General features: G+C 40.3%; 18 protein-coding genes. 3 read left to right on the top strand and 15 right to left on the bottom strand.

Features of this window, described 5'->3' with window-relative positions:
- Positions 1-82: 82 nt before the first annotated feature.
- The gene (locus LI149_RS05700; protein WP_005331288.1) at positions 83-1,342 is read left to right on the top strand and encodes a peptidoglycan-binding protein; all 1,260 of its coding nucleotides are present in this window, start codon (positions 83-85) and stop codon (positions 1,340-1,342) included.
- A gap of 203 nt (positions 1,343-1,545) precedes the next feature.
- On the opposite strand, the gene LI149_RS05695 is transcribed toward LI149_RS05700, so the two are convergent.
- The 14 genes from LI149_RS05695 to LI149_RS05630 form a co-directional block, all read right to left on the bottom strand.
- Positions 1,546-2,718, bottom strand: a complete 1,173-nt coding sequence (locus LI149_RS05695) for an ATP-binding protein (protein WP_227143077.1) — start codon at positions 2,716-2,718, stop codon at positions 1,546-1,548.
- Between the two features lie 16 nt (positions 2,719-2,734).
- Positions 2,735-3,196, bottom strand: coding sequence for a GNAT family N-acetyltransferase (locus LI149_RS05690; protein WP_227143076.1), 462 nt, complete (start codon positions 3,194-3,196; stop codon positions 2,735-2,737).
- Positions 3,197-3,287: 91 nt separating this feature from the next.
- Positions 3,288-4,319 (bottom strand): RIP metalloprotease RseP, encoded by a 1,032-nt coding sequence (gene rseP / locus LI149_RS05685; protein WP_227143075.1) that lies wholly within the window; start codon positions 4,317-4,319, stop codon positions 3,288-3,290.
- A gap of 9 nt (positions 4,320-4,328) precedes the next feature.
- A complete protein-coding gene (locus LI149_RS05680; protein ID WP_117495192.1) occupies positions 4,329-5,471 on the bottom strand; it encodes a 1-deoxy-D-xylulose-5-phosphate reductoisomerase in 1,143 nt (380 codons plus the stop codon).
- A 34-nt stretch (positions 5,472-5,505) separates the two neighbouring features.
- A complete protein-coding gene (locus tag LI149_RS05675) occupies positions 5,506-6,312 on the bottom strand; it encodes a phosphatidate cytidylyltransferase (protein WP_227143074.1) in 807 nt (268 codons plus the stop codon).
- Position 6,313: 1 nt separating this feature from the next.
- A complete protein-coding gene (locus tag LI149_RS05670; protein ID WP_288165522.1) occupies positions 6,314-7,024 on the bottom strand; it encodes an isoprenyl transferase in 711 nt (236 codons plus the stop codon).
- Between the two features lie 177 nt (positions 7,025-7,201).
- A complete protein-coding gene (gene frr, locus LI149_RS05665; protein WP_117613454.1) occupies positions 7,202-7,753 on the bottom strand; it encodes a ribosome recycling factor in 552 nt (183 codons plus the stop codon).
- 18 nt (positions 7,754-7,771) lie between these two features.
- Entirely contained in the window at positions 7,772-8,467 is a 696-nt protein-coding gene (gene pyrH, locus LI149_RS05660) for a UMP kinase (RefSeq protein WP_117613452.1), read from the bottom strand.
- 328 nt (positions 8,468-8,795) lie between these two features.
- Positions 8,796-9,386 (bottom strand): ribosome biogenesis GTP-binding protein YihA/YsxC, encoded by a 591-nt coding sequence (gene yihA / locus LI149_RS05655; RefSeq protein WP_005339770.1) that lies wholly within the window; start codon positions 9,384-9,386, stop codon positions 8,796-8,798.
- Position 9,387: 1 nt separating this feature from the next.
- Positions 9,388-11,733, bottom strand: coding sequence for an endopeptidase La (gene lon, locus LI149_RS05650; RefSeq protein ID WP_227143073.1), 2,346 nt, complete (start codon positions 11,731-11,733; stop codon positions 9,388-9,390).
- 63 nt (positions 11,734-11,796) lie between these two features.
- Positions 11,797-13,056, bottom strand: a complete 1,260-nt coding sequence (clpX, locus tag LI149_RS05645; RefSeq protein WP_029731763.1) for an ATP-dependent Clp protease ATP-binding subunit ClpX — start codon at positions 13,054-13,056, stop codon at positions 11,797-11,799.
- 38 nt (positions 13,057-13,094) lie between these two features.
- Positions 13,095-13,676 (bottom strand): ATP-dependent Clp endopeptidase proteolytic subunit ClpP, encoded by a 582-nt coding sequence (gene clpP / locus LI149_RS05640; RefSeq protein WP_005331327.1) that lies wholly within the window; start codon positions 13,674-13,676, stop codon positions 13,095-13,097.
- Between the two features lie 33 nt (positions 13,677-13,709).
- Positions 13,710-14,996, bottom strand: a complete 1,287-nt coding sequence (tig, locus tag LI149_RS05635) for a trigger factor (RefSeq protein ID WP_117606811.1) — start codon at positions 14,994-14,996, stop codon at positions 13,710-13,712.
- A gap of 152 nt (positions 14,997-15,148) precedes the next feature.
- Positions 15,149-15,712 (bottom strand): DJ-1 family glyoxalase III, encoded by a 564-nt coding sequence (locus LI149_RS05630; RefSeq protein WP_005331330.1) that lies wholly within the window; start codon positions 15,710-15,712, stop codon positions 15,149-15,151.
- A gap of 106 nt (positions 15,713-15,818) precedes the next feature.
- Between LI149_RS05630 and LI149_RS05625 the strand changes: the two genes are divergently transcribed.
- The gene (locus tag LI149_RS05625) at positions 15,819-16,262 is read left to right on the top strand and encodes a CYTH domain-containing protein (RefSeq protein ID WP_005339758.1); all 444 of its coding nucleotides are present in this window, start codon (positions 15,819-15,821) and stop codon (positions 16,260-16,262) included.
- Between the two features lie 126 nt (positions 16,263-16,388).
- A complete protein-coding gene (locus LI149_RS05620; protein ID WP_005331332.1) occupies positions 16,389-16,811 on the top strand; it encodes a helix-turn-helix domain-containing protein in 423 nt (140 codons plus the stop codon).
- A gap of 24 nt (positions 16,812-16,835) precedes the next feature.
- Here the strand turns inward: LI149_RS05620 and LI149_RS05615 are convergent, their stop codons facing one another.
- Positions 16,836-18,044: an aspartate kinase gene (locus tag LI149_RS05615; protein ID WP_005331335.1), complete on the bottom strand. Its 1,209-nt coding sequence runs from the start codon at positions 18,042-18,044 to the stop codon at positions 16,836-16,838.

The following is an 18,044-nucleotide window of genomic DNA, read 5'->3' as shown; positions in this document are numbered from 1 at the left end:
TAATCCTTTCTTCACATCTCACACATTTTCTTTCTCTATCATACAATAAAAGTAATCTAGTTTCTATGAGGTATTTTTTATTATGAGCATTTTTCATATAACCGACACGCCGGATTGGGGGCAGTTGAAAATAAATCTGACTTCCAGGATTCATGCACATCCTATTGAAAATGCACGTATTTCGATTTCATACACTGGAGTCCCTGATGAGACATTGGAAGAGTTGACTACAGATTCTTCCGGTCAGACCGACACCATTAATCTTCCTGCACCTCCAATTGAATACAGCTTAGATGAAACAAACGAATTGCAGCCCTATTCTGAATATACAATTTCTGTGGAAGCAGCAGGCTATGAATCTATCCAGATTGCAGGTGCTGAGATTCTATCCACAGTCACAGCTATCCAGAATATTTCCATGCGTCCGCTCATTCCTGACACAAATCAAAATTCTATTTATGTGATACCTGCACATACATTATATGGAAATTACCCGGCGAAAATACCGGAGGAAGAAATCAAACCATTAACCGAAAGCGGTGAAATTGTCTTAAGCCGGGTCGTTATTCCCGAATACATCGTTGTTCATGATGGAAGTCCGAGAGACTCCACCGCTAAAAATTATTATGTCCGTTACAAAGATTACATCAAAAATGTGGCATCCAGTGAAATCTATGCAACCTGGCCCACCAATACGATTCGCGCAAATGTACTGGCAATTATGTCCTTTACATTAAATCGGGTCTATACAGAATGGTACCGGAACCAGGGCTATGATTTTACTATTACATCTTCCACTGCATTTGACCACAAATGGATTCCTGAACGGAATATTTACGATTCTATTTCAATCATCGTAGATGAATTATTTGCCGACTATCTTGCAAGACCAAATGTAAGACAGCCGATACTTACACAGTATTGCGATGGAAGACAGGTTCAATGTCCAAATTGGATGACACAGTGGGGCTCAAAGACCTTAGGTGATCAAGGCTATACTCCCATCCAAATTCTGCGTTACTACTACGGTGATGACATGTATATTAACACTGCCAGTGCAATTTCCGGTATTCCATCGTCCTGGCCGGGTTACGACTTAAGTATTGGTTCCACCGGTGACAAGGTGCGCCAGATGCAGGAGCAACTCCTTGTTATATCTGATGCCTATCCAGCAATTCCTAAGATTGATGCAGATGGAATCTTCGGTCCTGCCACTGAAGCTGCTGTACGAAAATTTCAGTTAATCTTCGGTCTTCCAGTGACTGGAATTGTTGATTATAAAACATGGTATAAAATCTCAGAAATATATGTTGGAGTATCTAGAATTGCAGAATTAAATTAGCTTAGATGGCTAAATACATCACCAAAGAATAAAATATATTGAGATGACTTAGGATTGCGGAGGTGCGCAGTAGAAGTATGTCATGCAATTGCATGACGCGCATCTCGCAGCAAGAATGCCGAGGCATTCTTGAATATCTAAATTTTTGTGTGATACAGGTATGTTTTCCTGTATCACATAAAACCCTCAAACTGACAGAATAATTACATTTTTTCATGTTTCTTTTTTCCACGTTCATCGTAGTCATCAAGGAAATTGTAAATATCATCATCTTTGTGATATCCAATGATTGTTCTTAAATTTACATTATGAACACTTCGGAAAATATTCTTTTCAATCAGATTGCTTTCTTCTCTGAATTGCGCGATTAGTTCTTTCATTTCATCACGTTTGGAACCACGTCCTCCGCCACAAGTTGCACAATTTTCTGTAAACCTGCATGCACACTGGATAAAATTTAATTGATTATAATCTCGCCATCCAATAATATCCGCCTCTTTAATCAGATACATTGGTCGGATCAACTCCATACCTTCAAAGTTCGTACTATGAAGTTTAGGCATCATTGTCTCAATCTTTCCACTGTATAGCATTCCCATCAGAATCGTCTCAATCACATCATCATAATGGTGTCCTAATGCAATCTTATTACATCCAAGCTCCTTCGCATGTGAATAAAGATAACCTCTGCGCATTCTTGCACAGAGATAACACGGATTTTTGTCAATGTCTGCTACAGTATCAAAAATATTGCTTTCAAATACTGTTAACGGAATTCCAAGGACCTTTGCATTATCCTGAATAATCTTCCAGTTATCTGCATTATATCCTGGATTCATTACAAGAAAGACTAGCTCAAAATTTGCTTTTCCATGCTTTCTAAGCTCTTGAAAAAGTTTCGCCATAAGCATAGAATCTTTTCCACCAGAAATACAGACAGCAATCTTATCTCCGTCTTTTACAAGTTCATACTCCCGAATTGCCTTCGTAAATTTGCACCAGACAGATTTACGGAACTTTTTAATAATACTTTTTTCAATATCCTTCTGTTTTTCAGCCATGACTGTCTCATTTTCCACAAAACGTCCAAGCATCATACGTAGAAAAGAACGATATCCACCTTCAATATTGTACGCTTCATATCCTGCTTCTTCCAGCATATTTACTGTATAAGCACTCCACTCCCCGGTGTGGCAAAGTACACATACTGGTTTATCTCTCGGAATCTCATCTCTTCGATTGTCCACTTCCTGCATCGGAATATTGATTGCACCTTCAACGGTTCCTCTACAGTAAGCATCCTCCGGACGGATATCCAAAATTGTGACCTGATTTATATCTTTCTTCTCTACATCTTCTATCGTAATCGTCTTCATTTTCCCTTATGTCCTCTTATCTACGCAATATTTTCTCCATCACAGGATACACAAGCACTGCCCCATTTCTCACAGTCCACTTTTCATGGCGAATTGTACGGTACCCTCTCTTTTCAAACATAATTACTGCAGGCAACGTAGCCTCCAGACGTACCGACTCATATTCTCTGGCAATCACATCTTCCAACCGCTGCATGATCAGACTGCCAACGCCATGTCTCTGATAATCTTTCCTCACAAAGACCCGAGTAATATGGTTGCCCTCAAAACTGCCGGCACCCATCACACACTCCCCATCCTGAAGGATATAAATGCGTTCCGCTTCAAGATCACGTTCCAAATTCTCCCAGCAATGCTGCTGGCTAAAGAACCTTACCACTTCCTCCGGATAGTACTTTGGATAAACTTCTTGAATCGTATTTTGAACAAGATCATAGAATGCTTCCATATCATCAATTGTCGCTTTTGTATACTCCAATTCAACACCTCATACACAATTTCAATTTGGGACAAGTTACTTTTCAGTTGGGGACGGGGATTTTTCAAAAAAACCCCGTCCCCAACTACAATTAAAAGAAAATTCTGGCAATATCGTTATACATCACTACTACCATCAAAATCATTAGAAGTGCCATGCCTGCCAGATGCACGTAGCCTTCTTTCTCCGGTGGAATCCGTTTTCTACGGATTGCCTCTATGAGTAAAAATACAAGTCGTCCTCCGTCCAATGCCGGTAATGGTAATAAATTCATGACCCCTAAGTTTGCCGATAGCAGAATTCCAATATTAAGGAATTGTGCTATTACAATAAATACACCATATGACTTGCTTTCATTATAAGTTGTATCTACCATATTTACGATTCCCACTGGACCGGATAATTGTTTGACGCCTACTTTTCCTGTCACCAGTTGTTTTAGACTTTCAAATGTAGTACATACCCAGAATTTAACTTCGTACGCACCATATTGAAGAGATGTCCATGCATTTGCTTTTGTATTTCCACCTCCACTGATTCCGATACGATAATATCCAAGTTCGTCATCCATCTTCGGTACTAATGTCGCTGTATGTTTTTCTCCGTCATGAAGATATGTTACTTTTACTGTCTCTCCTTGATGGAATTGGTTATAATAAGTGATCTCACGGAAAACATTAATCTTCTTTCCACCCATCCGAACAATGGTGTCTCCCTCTTGTATGCCGGCCTCTGCCGCAGAATATCCTTCTTCTACACTCGAGATAACTGGTTTATCATATCCGACCATTGCTGTCAAAATTACAGCGAGAACAAATGCCATAATAAAGTTAAAAATCGGTCCCGCTGCAATGACTGAAATTCTTGCCCATACAGATTTTTTATTGAAGTTTCCAGGTGACTCTGTCTCTTCATCGTCTTCGCCCATTGCACAAAATCCACCGATTGGCAACAAATGTACAGCGTAAACTGTCCCTTTGTATTCTTTTGAAAATAATGTCGGACCCATGCCAATAGCAAATTCCTGTACATCAATGCCGTTTAACTTTGCAAGTGTAAAATGTCCAAGTTCATGAAAGAACACAATAAAACTAAAAATTAAGATTGCAAATATAATACCCAAATCTAACGATTACCTCCTGCTTTTGATTCGTGCGTAAGTTTCAGCTTCTGTCTCCAGAATCTGGTCAAGTGTCGGGTTCTCAATATTCTTATGTGCTCTCATACAATCCTCTATAATCTCTATAATCTCCAGATATTTAATCTCCCTGTTCAAAAATTGTCCGACTGCCATTTCATTTGCCGCATTGAATACAGTTGGAAGCGATCCACCTGTTCTTCCCGCTTCATAAGCCAGTGCCAGTCCGTAAAATGTATCCATATCCGGCTTTTCAAAATCCAGTTTTCCCATGCTCCAGAAATCCAGCCTGTCTCCCGGCAAATACCTGCGCTTAGGATAATAAAGTGCATATTGAATTGGAAGTTTCATATCTGGTGTACCAAGTTGTGCAATAATTGCGCCATCTTCGTATTCCACCATAGAATGAATAACACTCTGCGGTTGTACAACGACCTGTACTTTATCCACCTCCACTCCAAAAAGCCATTTTGCTTCAATGACTTCCAGACCTTTATTGACCATAGTCGAAGAATCAATCGTAATTTTCCGTCCCATTGCCCAATTCGGATGCTTTAGCGCATCTTCTACCTGAATATTCAAAAGGTCTTCCTGTTTTTTCCCGCGGAACGGTCCACCCGAAGCTGTCAATAAAATCTTATGGATTGAATTCATCTTATTGCCTTGAAGTGACTGGAAAATGGCACTGTGCTCACTATCCACCGGAAGAATGGAAACCCCCATTTCTTTTGCCAGGGGCATAATGATATGTCCCGCAGTTACCAATGTCTCTTTATTTGCGAGAGCGATATCTTTTCCTGCTTTAATTGCCTCAACCGTCGGGCGGATTCCAATCATACCAACAACAGCTGTCAACAGTATCTCCACTTCTTCCATAACTGATACTTCAATCAGTCCGTCCATACCAGTTACGATTTTTACATCCAGATCCTGTACTTTTATTTTTAATTCTGCCGCTTTTTTCTCATCCCAGACAGCTACAAGTTTTGGCTGAAATTCCCTTATCTGCTCTTCCAGAAGCGAAATATTACTTCCTGCTGCCAGACCAAGTACCTCGATATCTCCATTTTCTCTTACGACTTCCAGTGTCTGTGTTCCAATGGAACCTGTAGAACCCAGAATTGCTATTTTCTTCATATTACCACCTTTTAATATATCATATGATTTCTCGTTACAAATTCCCCGACAGCGCCATGGTCAGATAATAAATAATTGGAGCTGTAAATATTACACTGTCGAACCGGTCCAGAATTCCACCATGTCCCGGGATCAATTTCCCGTAATCCTTAATCTCATGATTTCTTTTGATTGCAGAAGCAGCCAGATCTCCAACCTGCGAAATCATTCCACCGACTCCGCAAATGATTGCGTATTCCAGAACTCCTGCCTGTGCTCCTGCCCACTGATTCACAGCTAATGCAAATAACACTCCTAGAAGCGCAGCCCCCAGTACGCCACCAATACCACCTTCTACAGATTTCTTTGGGCTGAGTTTTGGTGCCATCTTGTGCTTTCCAAGAAGCATACCGGCACAATATGCACAAGTGTCACAGCCCCAGGAACTTAAGAAAATCAACCATACAACTATGCCCCCATCTTCCAGCATGCGTGTCTGATAAATGTAGGACAACATTACTGCTACATAAAACACTCCAAAAAATACAGTCATCACCTGTTCAGATCTGTAATTTGGAAATGTAAATACATATACCGCCATAACTAATACTAAAAACACAATCGTAAAAAGTGTCATATACTGAAGATTCCCAGTATAGAGCAGTACATAATAGGCCACTGTTGCCAGATATCCTGCAAATCCTAAAAGTTTATTCTGAACTTCTATCACTTTATATAATTCTGTCAATCCAATCAGGCTGACAACCGCAAGCAGACCAAAAAGAACATTTCCTCCAGTTCCGACTGTCGCGATCAGCACAATCACCAGTATAATTCCACTTATGAGCCTTGTCTTAAACATCTTATTCCTCCTTCACGCCGCCATAGCGTCTGTCCCTGCGATTATACTGTTCAATTGCCTTCTCCAATTCCTGCTTGGAAAAATCCGGCCATGGAACATCGGTAAAATAAAACTCTGTATAAGCAAGCTGCCACAAAAGATAATTGGACAATCTCTGCTCTCCACTTGTGCGAATCAGAAGGTCAGGATCTGGAATATCGTGTGTATCCAGATACCTTTCTATACATGCCTCATTCACTTCTTCCGGCATAAGTTTTCCTTCTTTTACATCTTCAGCCAACGTGCGTACCGCTCTTGTGATTTCATCACGGCTTCCATAATTGATTGCAATCTGAAAATTCAATCCGCCATTATTTTTCGTTGCCTCTTCAAGCTCCAGAATTCTCTTCTGAATATCTTCATCCAATTTTGTAATATCTCCGATTACACGGACTTTCATATCATTTTTCGCTGCTGTCTTAAGACAGGTTTTCATGTAATTGCGAAGCAGCTTCATCAGAGCATTTACTTCTTCTTTTGGACGATTCCAGTTCTCAGTAGAAAAAGCATATACGGTCAGATATTTTATTCCCATGCACCATGCTTCTTCACAAATCTTCTCTACATTCTTACTTCCCTGTGCATGCCCATAATTACGCGGCATTCCTTTTGCCTTTGCCCAGCGTCCGTTACCATCTAGAATAATCGCAACATGCTGTGGTATATTCATAATATTATCCTCCTGCTGACTAAAATTATCTCACACATTTCAAATCTGACACAATTCAAGAATGCCTCGGCATTCTTCTGTGAAATTTTTTTCTTATCAACATTAAATCTTATCAACATTAAATGAGGACAGACCCCTCCTGCATATCTGCCGGGGCTGCCCTCTTCTTTTCATTCCAGACTATACAGTCATAACTTCTTTTGATTTTACTTCAACAGCACTGTCAATTTCTTTAACATACTTATCCGTCATCTTCTGAAGTTCATCTTCCAGATTCTTGATCTCGTCTTCAGAAACATCAGAACCTTTCAGCTTCTTAAATGCATCATTTCCATCACGACGGATGTTACGAATTGCAACTTTCGCCGCCTCGCCTTTTTTCTTAACATCTTTTACAAGCTCTTTACGTCGTTCTTCTGTAAGTTCCGGAAAGATCAGTCTTACAGCAGTTCCGTCATTCGTCGGATTGATACCCAGATCAGAAACCATGATTGCTTTCTCGATAACTTTGAGCATGCTCTTCTCCCATGGCTGAATCTGAATCATTCTCGGTTCCGGAACAGATACGTTCGCTACCTGTTGGATTGGTGTTGGTGTTCCATAATAATCTACCATAATTCTGTTCAGCACATTCGGATTGGCACGTCCTGCACGAATCGTTCCCATCTCACCGTCCAGACTGTCCATTGTCTTCTGCATCTTTGTATCATATACTTTTAATTTCTCATTCATATTGCTATATCCTCCTTATTATACCGTCACTTTTGTTCCTGTAAATGTTCCACGCATTGTCTCTACAATGCTGTTCGGCTCATTCAGTCCGAATACAAGCATCGGCATCTTATTCTCAAGGCACATAATAGAAGCCGTCAGATCTACCGCCATCAGCTTTTTGTCAATAATCTCCTGAATACTAATTTCGTTATATTTCTTTGCCTGTGGATTTACCTTTGGATCACTGTCATAGATTCCATCGATTGCCTTTGCCAGAAGCATTGCATCTGCTTCAATCTCAATAGCACGAAGTACAGCACCTGTATCTGTAGAAAAATACGGGTGTCCGGTTCCTCCTGCAAAGAAAACAACCTTTCCCTGATTCAATGCTTCCACAGCTTTATCTTTTGAAAATAATGTAGTAAATGCACCGCATACGAACGGGGTAAATACTTCTGTCTCCATTCCTGCAAAACGGAAAATATCAGATACGTAAATACAGTTCATAACTGTTGCAAGCATTCCAATCTGATCTGCCTTTACACGGTCAATTGTCTCGCTGGTTCTTCCTCTCCAGAAATTACCTCCACCTGTTACAATTGCTACCTGAACACCGTCATCAACAAGCTGTTTTACCTGCTTTGCAACTCCAATACATGTTGCCTCGTCAAATCCTGTCTTTTTCTCCCCGGCGAGAGCTTCCCCGCTGAGCTTTAACAATACTCTTTTCATAGTTCATTACTCCTTGCGCTACATTTCATACAGTTCATTTTTATATCAGCCGGGAGATGACTCCCACCTCTATAGGGTGAGAAACAAGCTGGTATCAGTGGTAGGAGTCAATCCCTCAGCTGATATAGCCTCCGGCAGGATTGCAGAGGTGCGCAGTAGAAGTATGTCATGCAATCGCATGACGCGCACCTCGCAGCAAGAATGCCGAGGCATTCTTGAACTGTATGATCTGTTTCGATCATTTCTGTCATCTGGCACTTTACTCACAGGCAGACAACATCTTCGTATATTATATCATAAGCATCTGTAAAAAGGAATATCCTAGTGATTATTGATTTAGAAATTGATTTTCTACCATATCCCAGATTTCATCTCTTCCTTGCTTAGTCTGAGAAGAAAATGGAATGATCGTTGTCCCTGGAATCAATTTCAGCCCTTCTCTTAGCACTTTCATCTGCTTCTGCACCTGACTTCTTTTAATCTTGTCGAGTTTCGTTGCTATAATGATTGGATGAAATCCCTGATCAACAATCCACTGATACATTATTCTGTCATTTTCAGATGGTGCATGCCTGATATCAATCAACAGGAATACTGCTTTCAATTGTGCAGAACTATGAAGATAACGTTCAATCAACTGTCCCCATTTAATTTTTTCCTGTTCAGACACTTTTGCGTATCCATAACCCGGAAGGTCAACAAGATACATTTCATCATTAATACTATAATAATTAATCGTCTGTGTCTTACCCGGAGTCGCTGAAATTCTTGCATAAGATTTCCGGTTCATCAACGCATTAATCAGCGATGATTTTCCTACATTTGATTTTCCCGCAAATGCGATCTCTGGTTTTGTATTCTTTGGCAGAACACTTGTAATTCCACATACTGTTTCAAGATTTACATTTTTAATGACCATCTTATCCCTCCTGTTCTTTAGAAAGTGCATAATCAAGCACTTCATCCATATGAGATACACTGACTATCTTAAGACCCTTTGTGATCTCTGAAGACATTTCTTCAATATCCCTCTCATTTTCTTTAGGAATCAGAATCATCCGGATCCCGGCATTTTTTGCTGCCAAAAGTTTTTCTTTTAATCCACCGATTGGAAGCACCCTTCCTCTTAGTGTAATCTCACCGGTCATAGCCACATCCGCACGTACCTTTCTTCCTGTCGCAGCTGAGAATATCGCCGTTGCCATTGTAATACCTGCAGACGGTCCATCTTTTGGTACTGCTCCTTCCGGAATATGGATATGTATATCATGTTCTTTAAAAAATTTCTCATCAATACCATGTTCTTTGCTGACAGAACGTATATAACTGATCCCGGCTCTTGCAGATTCTTTCATTACATCGCCAAGCTGACCAGTCAGAAGAATCTCACCCTCCCCCGGCATCACATTAACCTCAATCTGAAGTGTATCCCCTCCGACACTGGTCCATGCAAGTCCTCGGACAATTCCGACTTCATCCTGTTCATTTGCCTTCTGGAACTGGTAAATCTCTTTACCTAGATAATGCTCCAGATTACGTTCTGTAACTTTAATACATTTCTTATTATCTTCCAGAATCTCTCTGGCTGACTTTCTGCAGATGCCTCCAATTTTCCTTTCCAATTGACGAACTCCCGCTTCCCTTGTATACACGGTCGCAATTTTTTGAAGTGCTTTCTTACTGATTGAAAGTTGTTCCTCTGAAAGTCCATGACTTTTTAACTGCTTTGGAATCAGATGTCTCTGGGCAATATGAATTTTCTCATTTTCTGTATAACTGTTGATCTCGATTACTTCCATACGGTCAAGAAGTGGTCTTGGAATTGTTTGTAATGTATTAGCTGTCGTAACAAACAGTACTTCCGACAAATCGATTGGAACTTCCAGATAATGATCACGGAACTTGTCATTCTGTTCACTGTCCAGTACTTCCAGAAGTGCAGAAAATGTATCTCCTTTATAGTCATTACTAACTTTATCAATTTCGTCTAAAAGCATCAGTGGATTCTTTACTTTTGCATTTCGAAGTGCTGTCGCAATTCTTCCAGGCATTGCGCCTACGTAAGTCTTGCGATGTCCCCGGATCTCAGCCTCATCACGCACACCACCAAGAGAAATGCGGACATAAGGTCTTCCAAGCGCTTCTGCAAGTGATCTTGCAATAGAGGTCTTACCGGTTCCCGGGGGGCCTGCAAGGCAAAGAATCGGAGTCTGTCCTTTACTTGTGAGGATTCTAACTGCCAGAAATTCCAGTATACGATCTTTTACCTTTTCCAGACCATAATGTTCTTCATCAAGCTTTTCTTTCGCAGCTTTGATATCAAGATTCTCCTCACATCTCTTATTCCACGGCATCTCAAGCATCGTTTCAATATAAGTTCTTACAACACCAGACTCTGCCGGGCTTGCCATCTGGCTTTTAAATCTTTTGATTTCTTTTGCTAATTTTTCTTTCACTTCACAAGATGCATCTAAATCTTTCACTGCCTGTTCGAATTCCTCCGCATCTGTCTGAAGTGTATCTTCCCCTAGTTCCTCACGAATCAGTTTCATCTCTTCTCTTAAGATATATTCTCTCTGATTCTTATCTACACGCTCTTTTACCTTTTTCTGAAGTTCCTCTTTCACACTGAGTACGCGCATCTCATTGACCACACGAAGAGAAATGTCTTCATATCTCTGAAAAATATCCTGTTCTTCCAGAACTTTTTGGGTATCTTCATAATCCATTGGAAGATTGGCAGCAATTGTATCGACCATGACGCGCAGCGATTTTATCTCTTCGATCATCATAGCGAGTTCTTTTGCAAGCTTTGGATTTTTTGACATATAATCCCTGAACAGTTCACGAAGTCCACGTACCATTCCTTCTTCATTGATTGGATTTTCCAACAGTTCCCGGTCTTCCGGTTTGCAGAAATCCGGCAATATTTTTACCGCGGCCTGAAAATAAGGTTCTTCAGATTCAATCCAGGAAAGACCTGCACGCTGCTCTCCCGATACTAGAACACGTTTCATATTTCCCGGAAGCTTTACAATCTGTTTTACAGTTGCAATACAGCCAATTCTGTAAAGATCTGACTCCTTTGGCTCTTCCACTTCAACTTTTTTCTGCATTACAAGAAATATTTTCTGATCTTTTTTCATGGCCTGTGTGATTGCCTGCACAGATTTTTCACGGCTCACATCAAAATGTGTCACCTGCTCTGGCAGCACTGCAAGTCCGCGAAGTGCCACCATCGGCAGACTCATCAACTCATTTTCCATACTGTTTACTCCTATAATTCAAAAATGAGACGGGAACAATTTTACTCGTACCCGCCTCTTTCATTATGCGCTTTGTGTATTCACAGAAGTGTGTTCACACTCTGGTTTTGCTTTTCCTGTCACCACGTCACCGGTGATCCGGCACGTTTTCAGTGTCTCATCGGACGGTGCGCGATACATAATATCCATCATTGTATTTTCCATGATTGCCCGAAGTCCTCTGGCTCCAGTCTTTCTTTTCAATGATATATCTGCAATCTCGTTTAATGCAGAATCGTCAAATACTAATTTCACTCCATCTAGTTCCAAAAGTTTTTGATACTGCTTTACGATTGCATTCTTTGGCTCTGTCAAGATACGGATCAAAGCATCATGATCCAGCATCTCAAGAGATACTGTAACTGGTACACGCCCTACCAGTTCCGGAATCAATCCAAATTTCACAAGATCCTGTGGCAGCACCTGAGCTAACAATTTATCTACATCATCTTCATGCTTCTCTGCAATTTCTGCATTAAATCCGATAGATTTCTGATCAATACGTTTCTCAATAATCTTATCAATTCCTTCAAATGCACCGCCACAGATAAATAAAATATTCGTTGTATCTATCTGTATCAATTCCTGATGTGGATGCTTTCTTCCACCCTGCGGAGGAACATTTGCAACCGTGCCTTCTACAATCTTAAGAAGTGCCTGCTGAACACCTTCTCCAGATACATCTCTTGTAATTGACGGGTTCTCAGATTTTCTTGTAATCTTATCGATCTCATCAAGATAGATAATACCATACTCTGCACGTTCAATATCATAATCTGCAGCCTGAATCAGTTTTAGAAGAATATTTTCCACATCTTCTCCTACATATCCTGCCTCGGTAAGAGCTGTTGCATCAGCTATTGCAAATGGAACGTTCAGAATTTTTGCAAGTGACTGGGCAAGAAGTGTCTTACCACACCCTGTCGGACCAAGCATCAGTATATTACTCTTATTCAATTCGACGCCCAGATCTCTCTGTGCCATAATACGCTTGTAGTGATTATATACAGCAACAGAAAGAACCTTTTTTGCCTCATCCTGTCCAATCACATAATCATCAAGAAATTCCTTAATCTCTTCCGGTTTCAAAAGATTGATATCTGAAAACGGAGTCCAGGAATCATTCTCATCATATGCCATCTCTTCTTCTATAATCTCAGAGCATACTTCCACACATTCATCACAGATATAAGTATCATTCGGTCCTGCAATCAGTTTTTTCACCTGAGCCTGTGACTTATTACAAAATGAACACCTTATCTGATCATCATTTCTTCCCAATATTCTACACCTCATTAAAGAATAGGGAACATATCTGTTCCCTATCGTCTTGTAATTACTTCATCGATTAATCCAAATGCTTTGGCTTCCTCAGCGGACATAAAATTATCTCTGTCAGTCTCTCTGCTAATGACCTCCAGCGGCTGTCCTGTATTCTCTGCAAGAATCCGGTTCAACCTCTCACGAGTCTTCAGAATATGCTCTGCTGCAATCTGAATTTCAGTTGCCTGGCCCTGAGCTCCTCCTGATGGCTGATGAATCATAATCTCGGAATTCGGAAGGGCAAGTCTCTTTCCTTTTGTACCTCCGGCCAGAAGGAATGATCCCATGCTTGCTGCCATACCGATACAGATTGTCTCAATATCACATTTGATATACTGCATAGTATCATAGATTGCCAGACCGGCAGATACAGATCCGCCCGGACTGTTAATGTACAGATGAATATCCTTTTCCGGATCCTCTGCTTCCAGGAAAAGAAGTTGCGCGATTGCTACACTCGCTGATGCATCTGTAACTTCTTCTCCAAAAAATATAATTCTGTCCTTTAATAATCTTGAATAGATATCATAGGAACGCTCTCCTCTGCTTGTCTGTTCAATGACATAAGGTACTAAACTCATACATATGCCTCCCTGTTATATTTCAGTGACTTATTATTTCTCTACAGCGTTCTCAACAAGGAAATCAATTGCTTCCTGAACAGCCATATCGTCTTTCATCTGCTGTTTCTCAGCATCTCCTACAAGCTCTTTAAGTTTTTCAACTTCCATATCGTAAGACTTAGCCATCTCAGCTAACTTCTCATCGATCTTCTCGTCAGAAATCTCAATATTCTCAGCTTTTGCAATTGCTTCGAGAACAAGACGTGTCTTAATGTTCTTCTCTGCTGATGGAAGCATCTGCTCCATCATCTTGTCTGCTGTCATTCCTGTGAACTGTGCATACTGCTCCATTGTCAGTCCCTGTGACATCAGATTCTGAGCAAAATTATCCATCTGCTGGCGCGCCTGTGTCTTGATCATAAGTTCAGGAATCTCCATTGTTGCATTCTCGATAGCTTTTGCGATTACCTGATCTTCTTTTTTTGCTTTTCCTTCTTTAGCTTTTTCTTCTTTAATCTTAGCTTTTACATCAGCCTTGTACTCATCTAATGTATCAAACTCAGATACTTCTGCTGCGAATTCATCATCAATCTCTGGAAGCTCTTTCTCTTTGATCTCATGTACTGTACATTTGAATACAGCATCTTTTCCCTGAAGGTTCTCTGCGTGATACTCCTCCGGGAATGTAACTTTAACTTCTACTTCTTTCTCTGCCTCTACTCCGATAAGCTGATCCTCGAATCCTGGAATAAATGTTCCGGAACCAATTGTAAGAGAATAGTTCTCTCCTTTTCCGCCCTCGAATGCTTCTCCGTCAACAAATCCTTCAAAATCAAGAACAACTTCATCTCCGTCTTTAACCGGACGTCCTTCTACTGCAACTGTTCTTGCGTTCTTTCCAGCCTCTTCCTGGATCTTAGCGTCAACTTCTTTCTGTGTTACGCGTGTAGATACTTTATCTACCTCAAGTCCTTTGTACTCTCCAAGAGTAACCTCCGGTCTTGTAGCAACAAGTGCTGTGAAGATGAACGGTTTTCCTTTCTCGATCTGTGTAATATCAATCTCCGGCTGAGATACGATCTGAAGATCACACTCATCGTAAGCCTCTGAGTAAGCCTGTGGAATCAGAGCATTCGCTGCATCTTCATAGAATACATCTGCTCCATACATCTTCTCAACCATCTGACGCGGAACTTTTCCTTTACGGAATCCTGGCATACTGATTTTATTTTTCTGTTTCTTGTATGCGTTCTGAAGTGCTTTTTCTAATTCATCAGCAGAAACTTCGATTGTGAGTTTCGCCATATTTTTTTCTAATTTTTCTACCTGTAAACTCATTTACCCTTTTCCTCCTATTTCTATCCCCCTTGCATGGGCAATCCGCAAAAGGGCATATTACATTGCATTCACTCAAGAAGTATATCACAAACATTTCCAAATATCCAGTTCGATTTTACGGATATTGCGTTTTTTTATAAGGTTTTCATAAATTATCTCTGATATACAATAGAATCTGCAATTTCTACTGCTTTTTCCTCGCTGATAAGCACTTCGATCAGTTTCAGTGCAAAATCAATTGCAGTTCCAACTCCCTGACTTGTAATGATATTTTCGTCAGTTGCTACTGGTGCTCCGGTCAGATATGCATCTTCAATTTCACTTTCCATGTCTGGATAGCAAGTCGCTCTCTTTCCTTTTAAAAGTCCCATATCTGCGAGAATTGTCGGTGCCGCACAAATTGCTGCCACATATCTTCCGTCGTCATATGCTTCTTGAACTGCCTTTCTGACATTCTCATCTTCTTTCAGATTTGTTGTTCCCGGCATTCCACCCGGAAGCACGATCATATCGGATTCTTTAAAATCAATCTCTGTGATCAGATCCTCTGTCTGCACAGGTATTCCATGTGCTCCGCGCACTGTATAATCATCTGTAATTGATACTGTATCCACATACACTTTTGCTCTTCGAAGCAGATCTACTACCGTCAGAGCCTCAATCTCTTCAAATCCATCTGCTAATAATACAGTTACTTTTTTCATACTAAATTTCATAACGGATCTCTCCTTTTCTTATTTTTCTTGACTCATTTTCTTAATAGTAACACTGTTTACTTTTTGTGTAAACTGAATTATGATTATGCCATGGAGGTATTATAATATGGAAATAGAACGCAAATATCTTATTGATACTCTTCCGGAAGATTATCAGGATTATCCCTGTCGTCACATCGAACAGGCTTATCTGAACACGGATCCGGTTATTCGTATCCGGAAGGACAATAATAAACATGAACTCACTTATAAATCAAAAGGTCTCATGGCAAGAGAAGAATATAATCTGCCACTTGATGAAGCTTCATATCAGCATCTGCTCACAAAGATTGACGGACGTCTCATCAGAAAAAAACGTTATATGATTCCACTCAATGATTCTCTAACTATTGAATTAGATGTCTTTGAAGACGATCTGGCTCCACTGCTTCTGGCTGAAGTAGAATTTCCAGATGAAGCTTCGGCACTCTCTTTCACACCACCAGAATGGTTTGGAACAGATGTTACATTCTCCAGCGAATATCACAACAGTACTCTTAGTTTAAAATAGTCTGATTATATTGTTAATTTTACTTAAAAGCAACACATTGTTGCTTTTTCTTATTTTGCCACATTTCGGCGCATATTCTTTTATTTATTGAACAAATTGTTATGATGTAAACATATTTTTGATTCAATGGAGGAAACATCAATGGCCAATATCCAATTGACCGAGAATCTTCGTATTCTGCGTGAGCGAAGTAATCTTAAGCAGGATGAATTTAGCAGATATCTGAATATTTCTCGTCAGACATATTCCAATTATGAGCGTGGCACACGCACCCCTGATCTGGAATTACTCAAATCAATTGCTGACTTTTATCATATTACCATTGATGAACTTTTATTCTGTAACGGCTACAAGATTCCTCTGTATTCCATGCAGCCCGATAGAATTTCCGAGGGCGAAATTCCGTATATTAAATGCAAAAAATCCGATAATATCATCTATCTCACCGATGAAGAGCTAAAGCTTTTACTTCTTTTTCGTGCTGCTTCTGACGAAGTGAGACAGATTATTACCGGCTTTCTTGCAAATTCAAATAATCAGGAAGAATAACAGATTGGGAAGAGATCCCATCTGTTATTCTTCCATGATAAATTCATCATGTACTGCATTCATAGCTTTATCAATATCTTTCTCAGCTACGAGTACTGTAATACGAATTTCTGATGTTGAAATCATGTTGATATTGACTCTGGAATTGTACAGCGCCTCGAACATTCTGGATGCAACTCCCGGATTGCTCATCATTCCTGCTCCTACGACAGATAATTTTGCCACATCTTTGTTGTATGTAATATCCTTAATCGTAAGTCTTTCTTTATTCTTATCCAGAACTTCTAACGCATGTTCAAGATCATCCGAAGCAACAGTAAAGGAAATATCTTTTGTCCCCTCGCGTCCTACAGACTGTAAAATAATATCTACATTAATGTTATTGGCTGCCAGTGTATCAAATACACTAAAAGCTGTCCCTGGTTTATCTTCTACTCCGATTACAGAGATTCTTGCTGTATTTTTATCTGCTGCAACTCCTGTTACTAACAGTTTTTCCATTCCTGTTCCCTCCCCTACTACGGTTCCTTCTGTCTGATTGAGACTTGATCTGACTACCAGCTCTACATTGTATTTTTTTGCCATCTCGACTGAACGGTTGTGAAGTACTTTCGCTCCAAGGCTCGCCAGCTCCAGCATCTCATCATAAGTAATAAAATCTAATTTTTTTGCATTCTTTACAATTCTCGGATCAGCTGTAAAGACTCCATCAACATCTGTATAAATCTCACATTTGTCTGCATGAAGTACCGCAGCAAGCGCAACTGCAGTTGTGTCTGAACCACCTCGTCCAAGTGTTGTAATATCGTCATACTTATTCACACCCTGGAATCCTGTTACGATCACAATCTTTCTGGAATCCAGTTCATGTCTGATACGCTTAGTATCTACACGTTTAAATCTTGCATTTCCATAACGTGATGTTGCATGCATCGCAACCTGGAATGCATTTAGAGATACCGCTGGCACATCCAGTGCCTGCATAGCCATAGCCATCAATGATACTGACACTTGTTCTCCTGTTGTCAAAAGCATATCCAACTCACGCTTCTTTGCATCTGGGTTGATGGAATTTGCAAGTTCAATCAGCTCATCTGTTGTATCTCCCATCGCAGAAAGCACGACTACCACATCATGCCCTGCTTTATAGTCTTCAATGCAGCGTCTTGCCACATTAAATATTCGTTCTTTATTGGCAACAGAAGTCCCGCCAAATTTTTTAACGATCAGCAT

It is taken from the genome of Dorea sp. 210702-DFI.3.17, assembly GCF_020560825.1.
Classification (GTDB): Bacteria; Bacillota; Clostridia; order Lachnospirales; family Lachnospiraceae; genus Dorea; species Dorea formicigenerans.
Note: the sequence above shows the minus strand (reverse complement) of the source record. Positions and strands in the feature narration are given on the sequence as shown.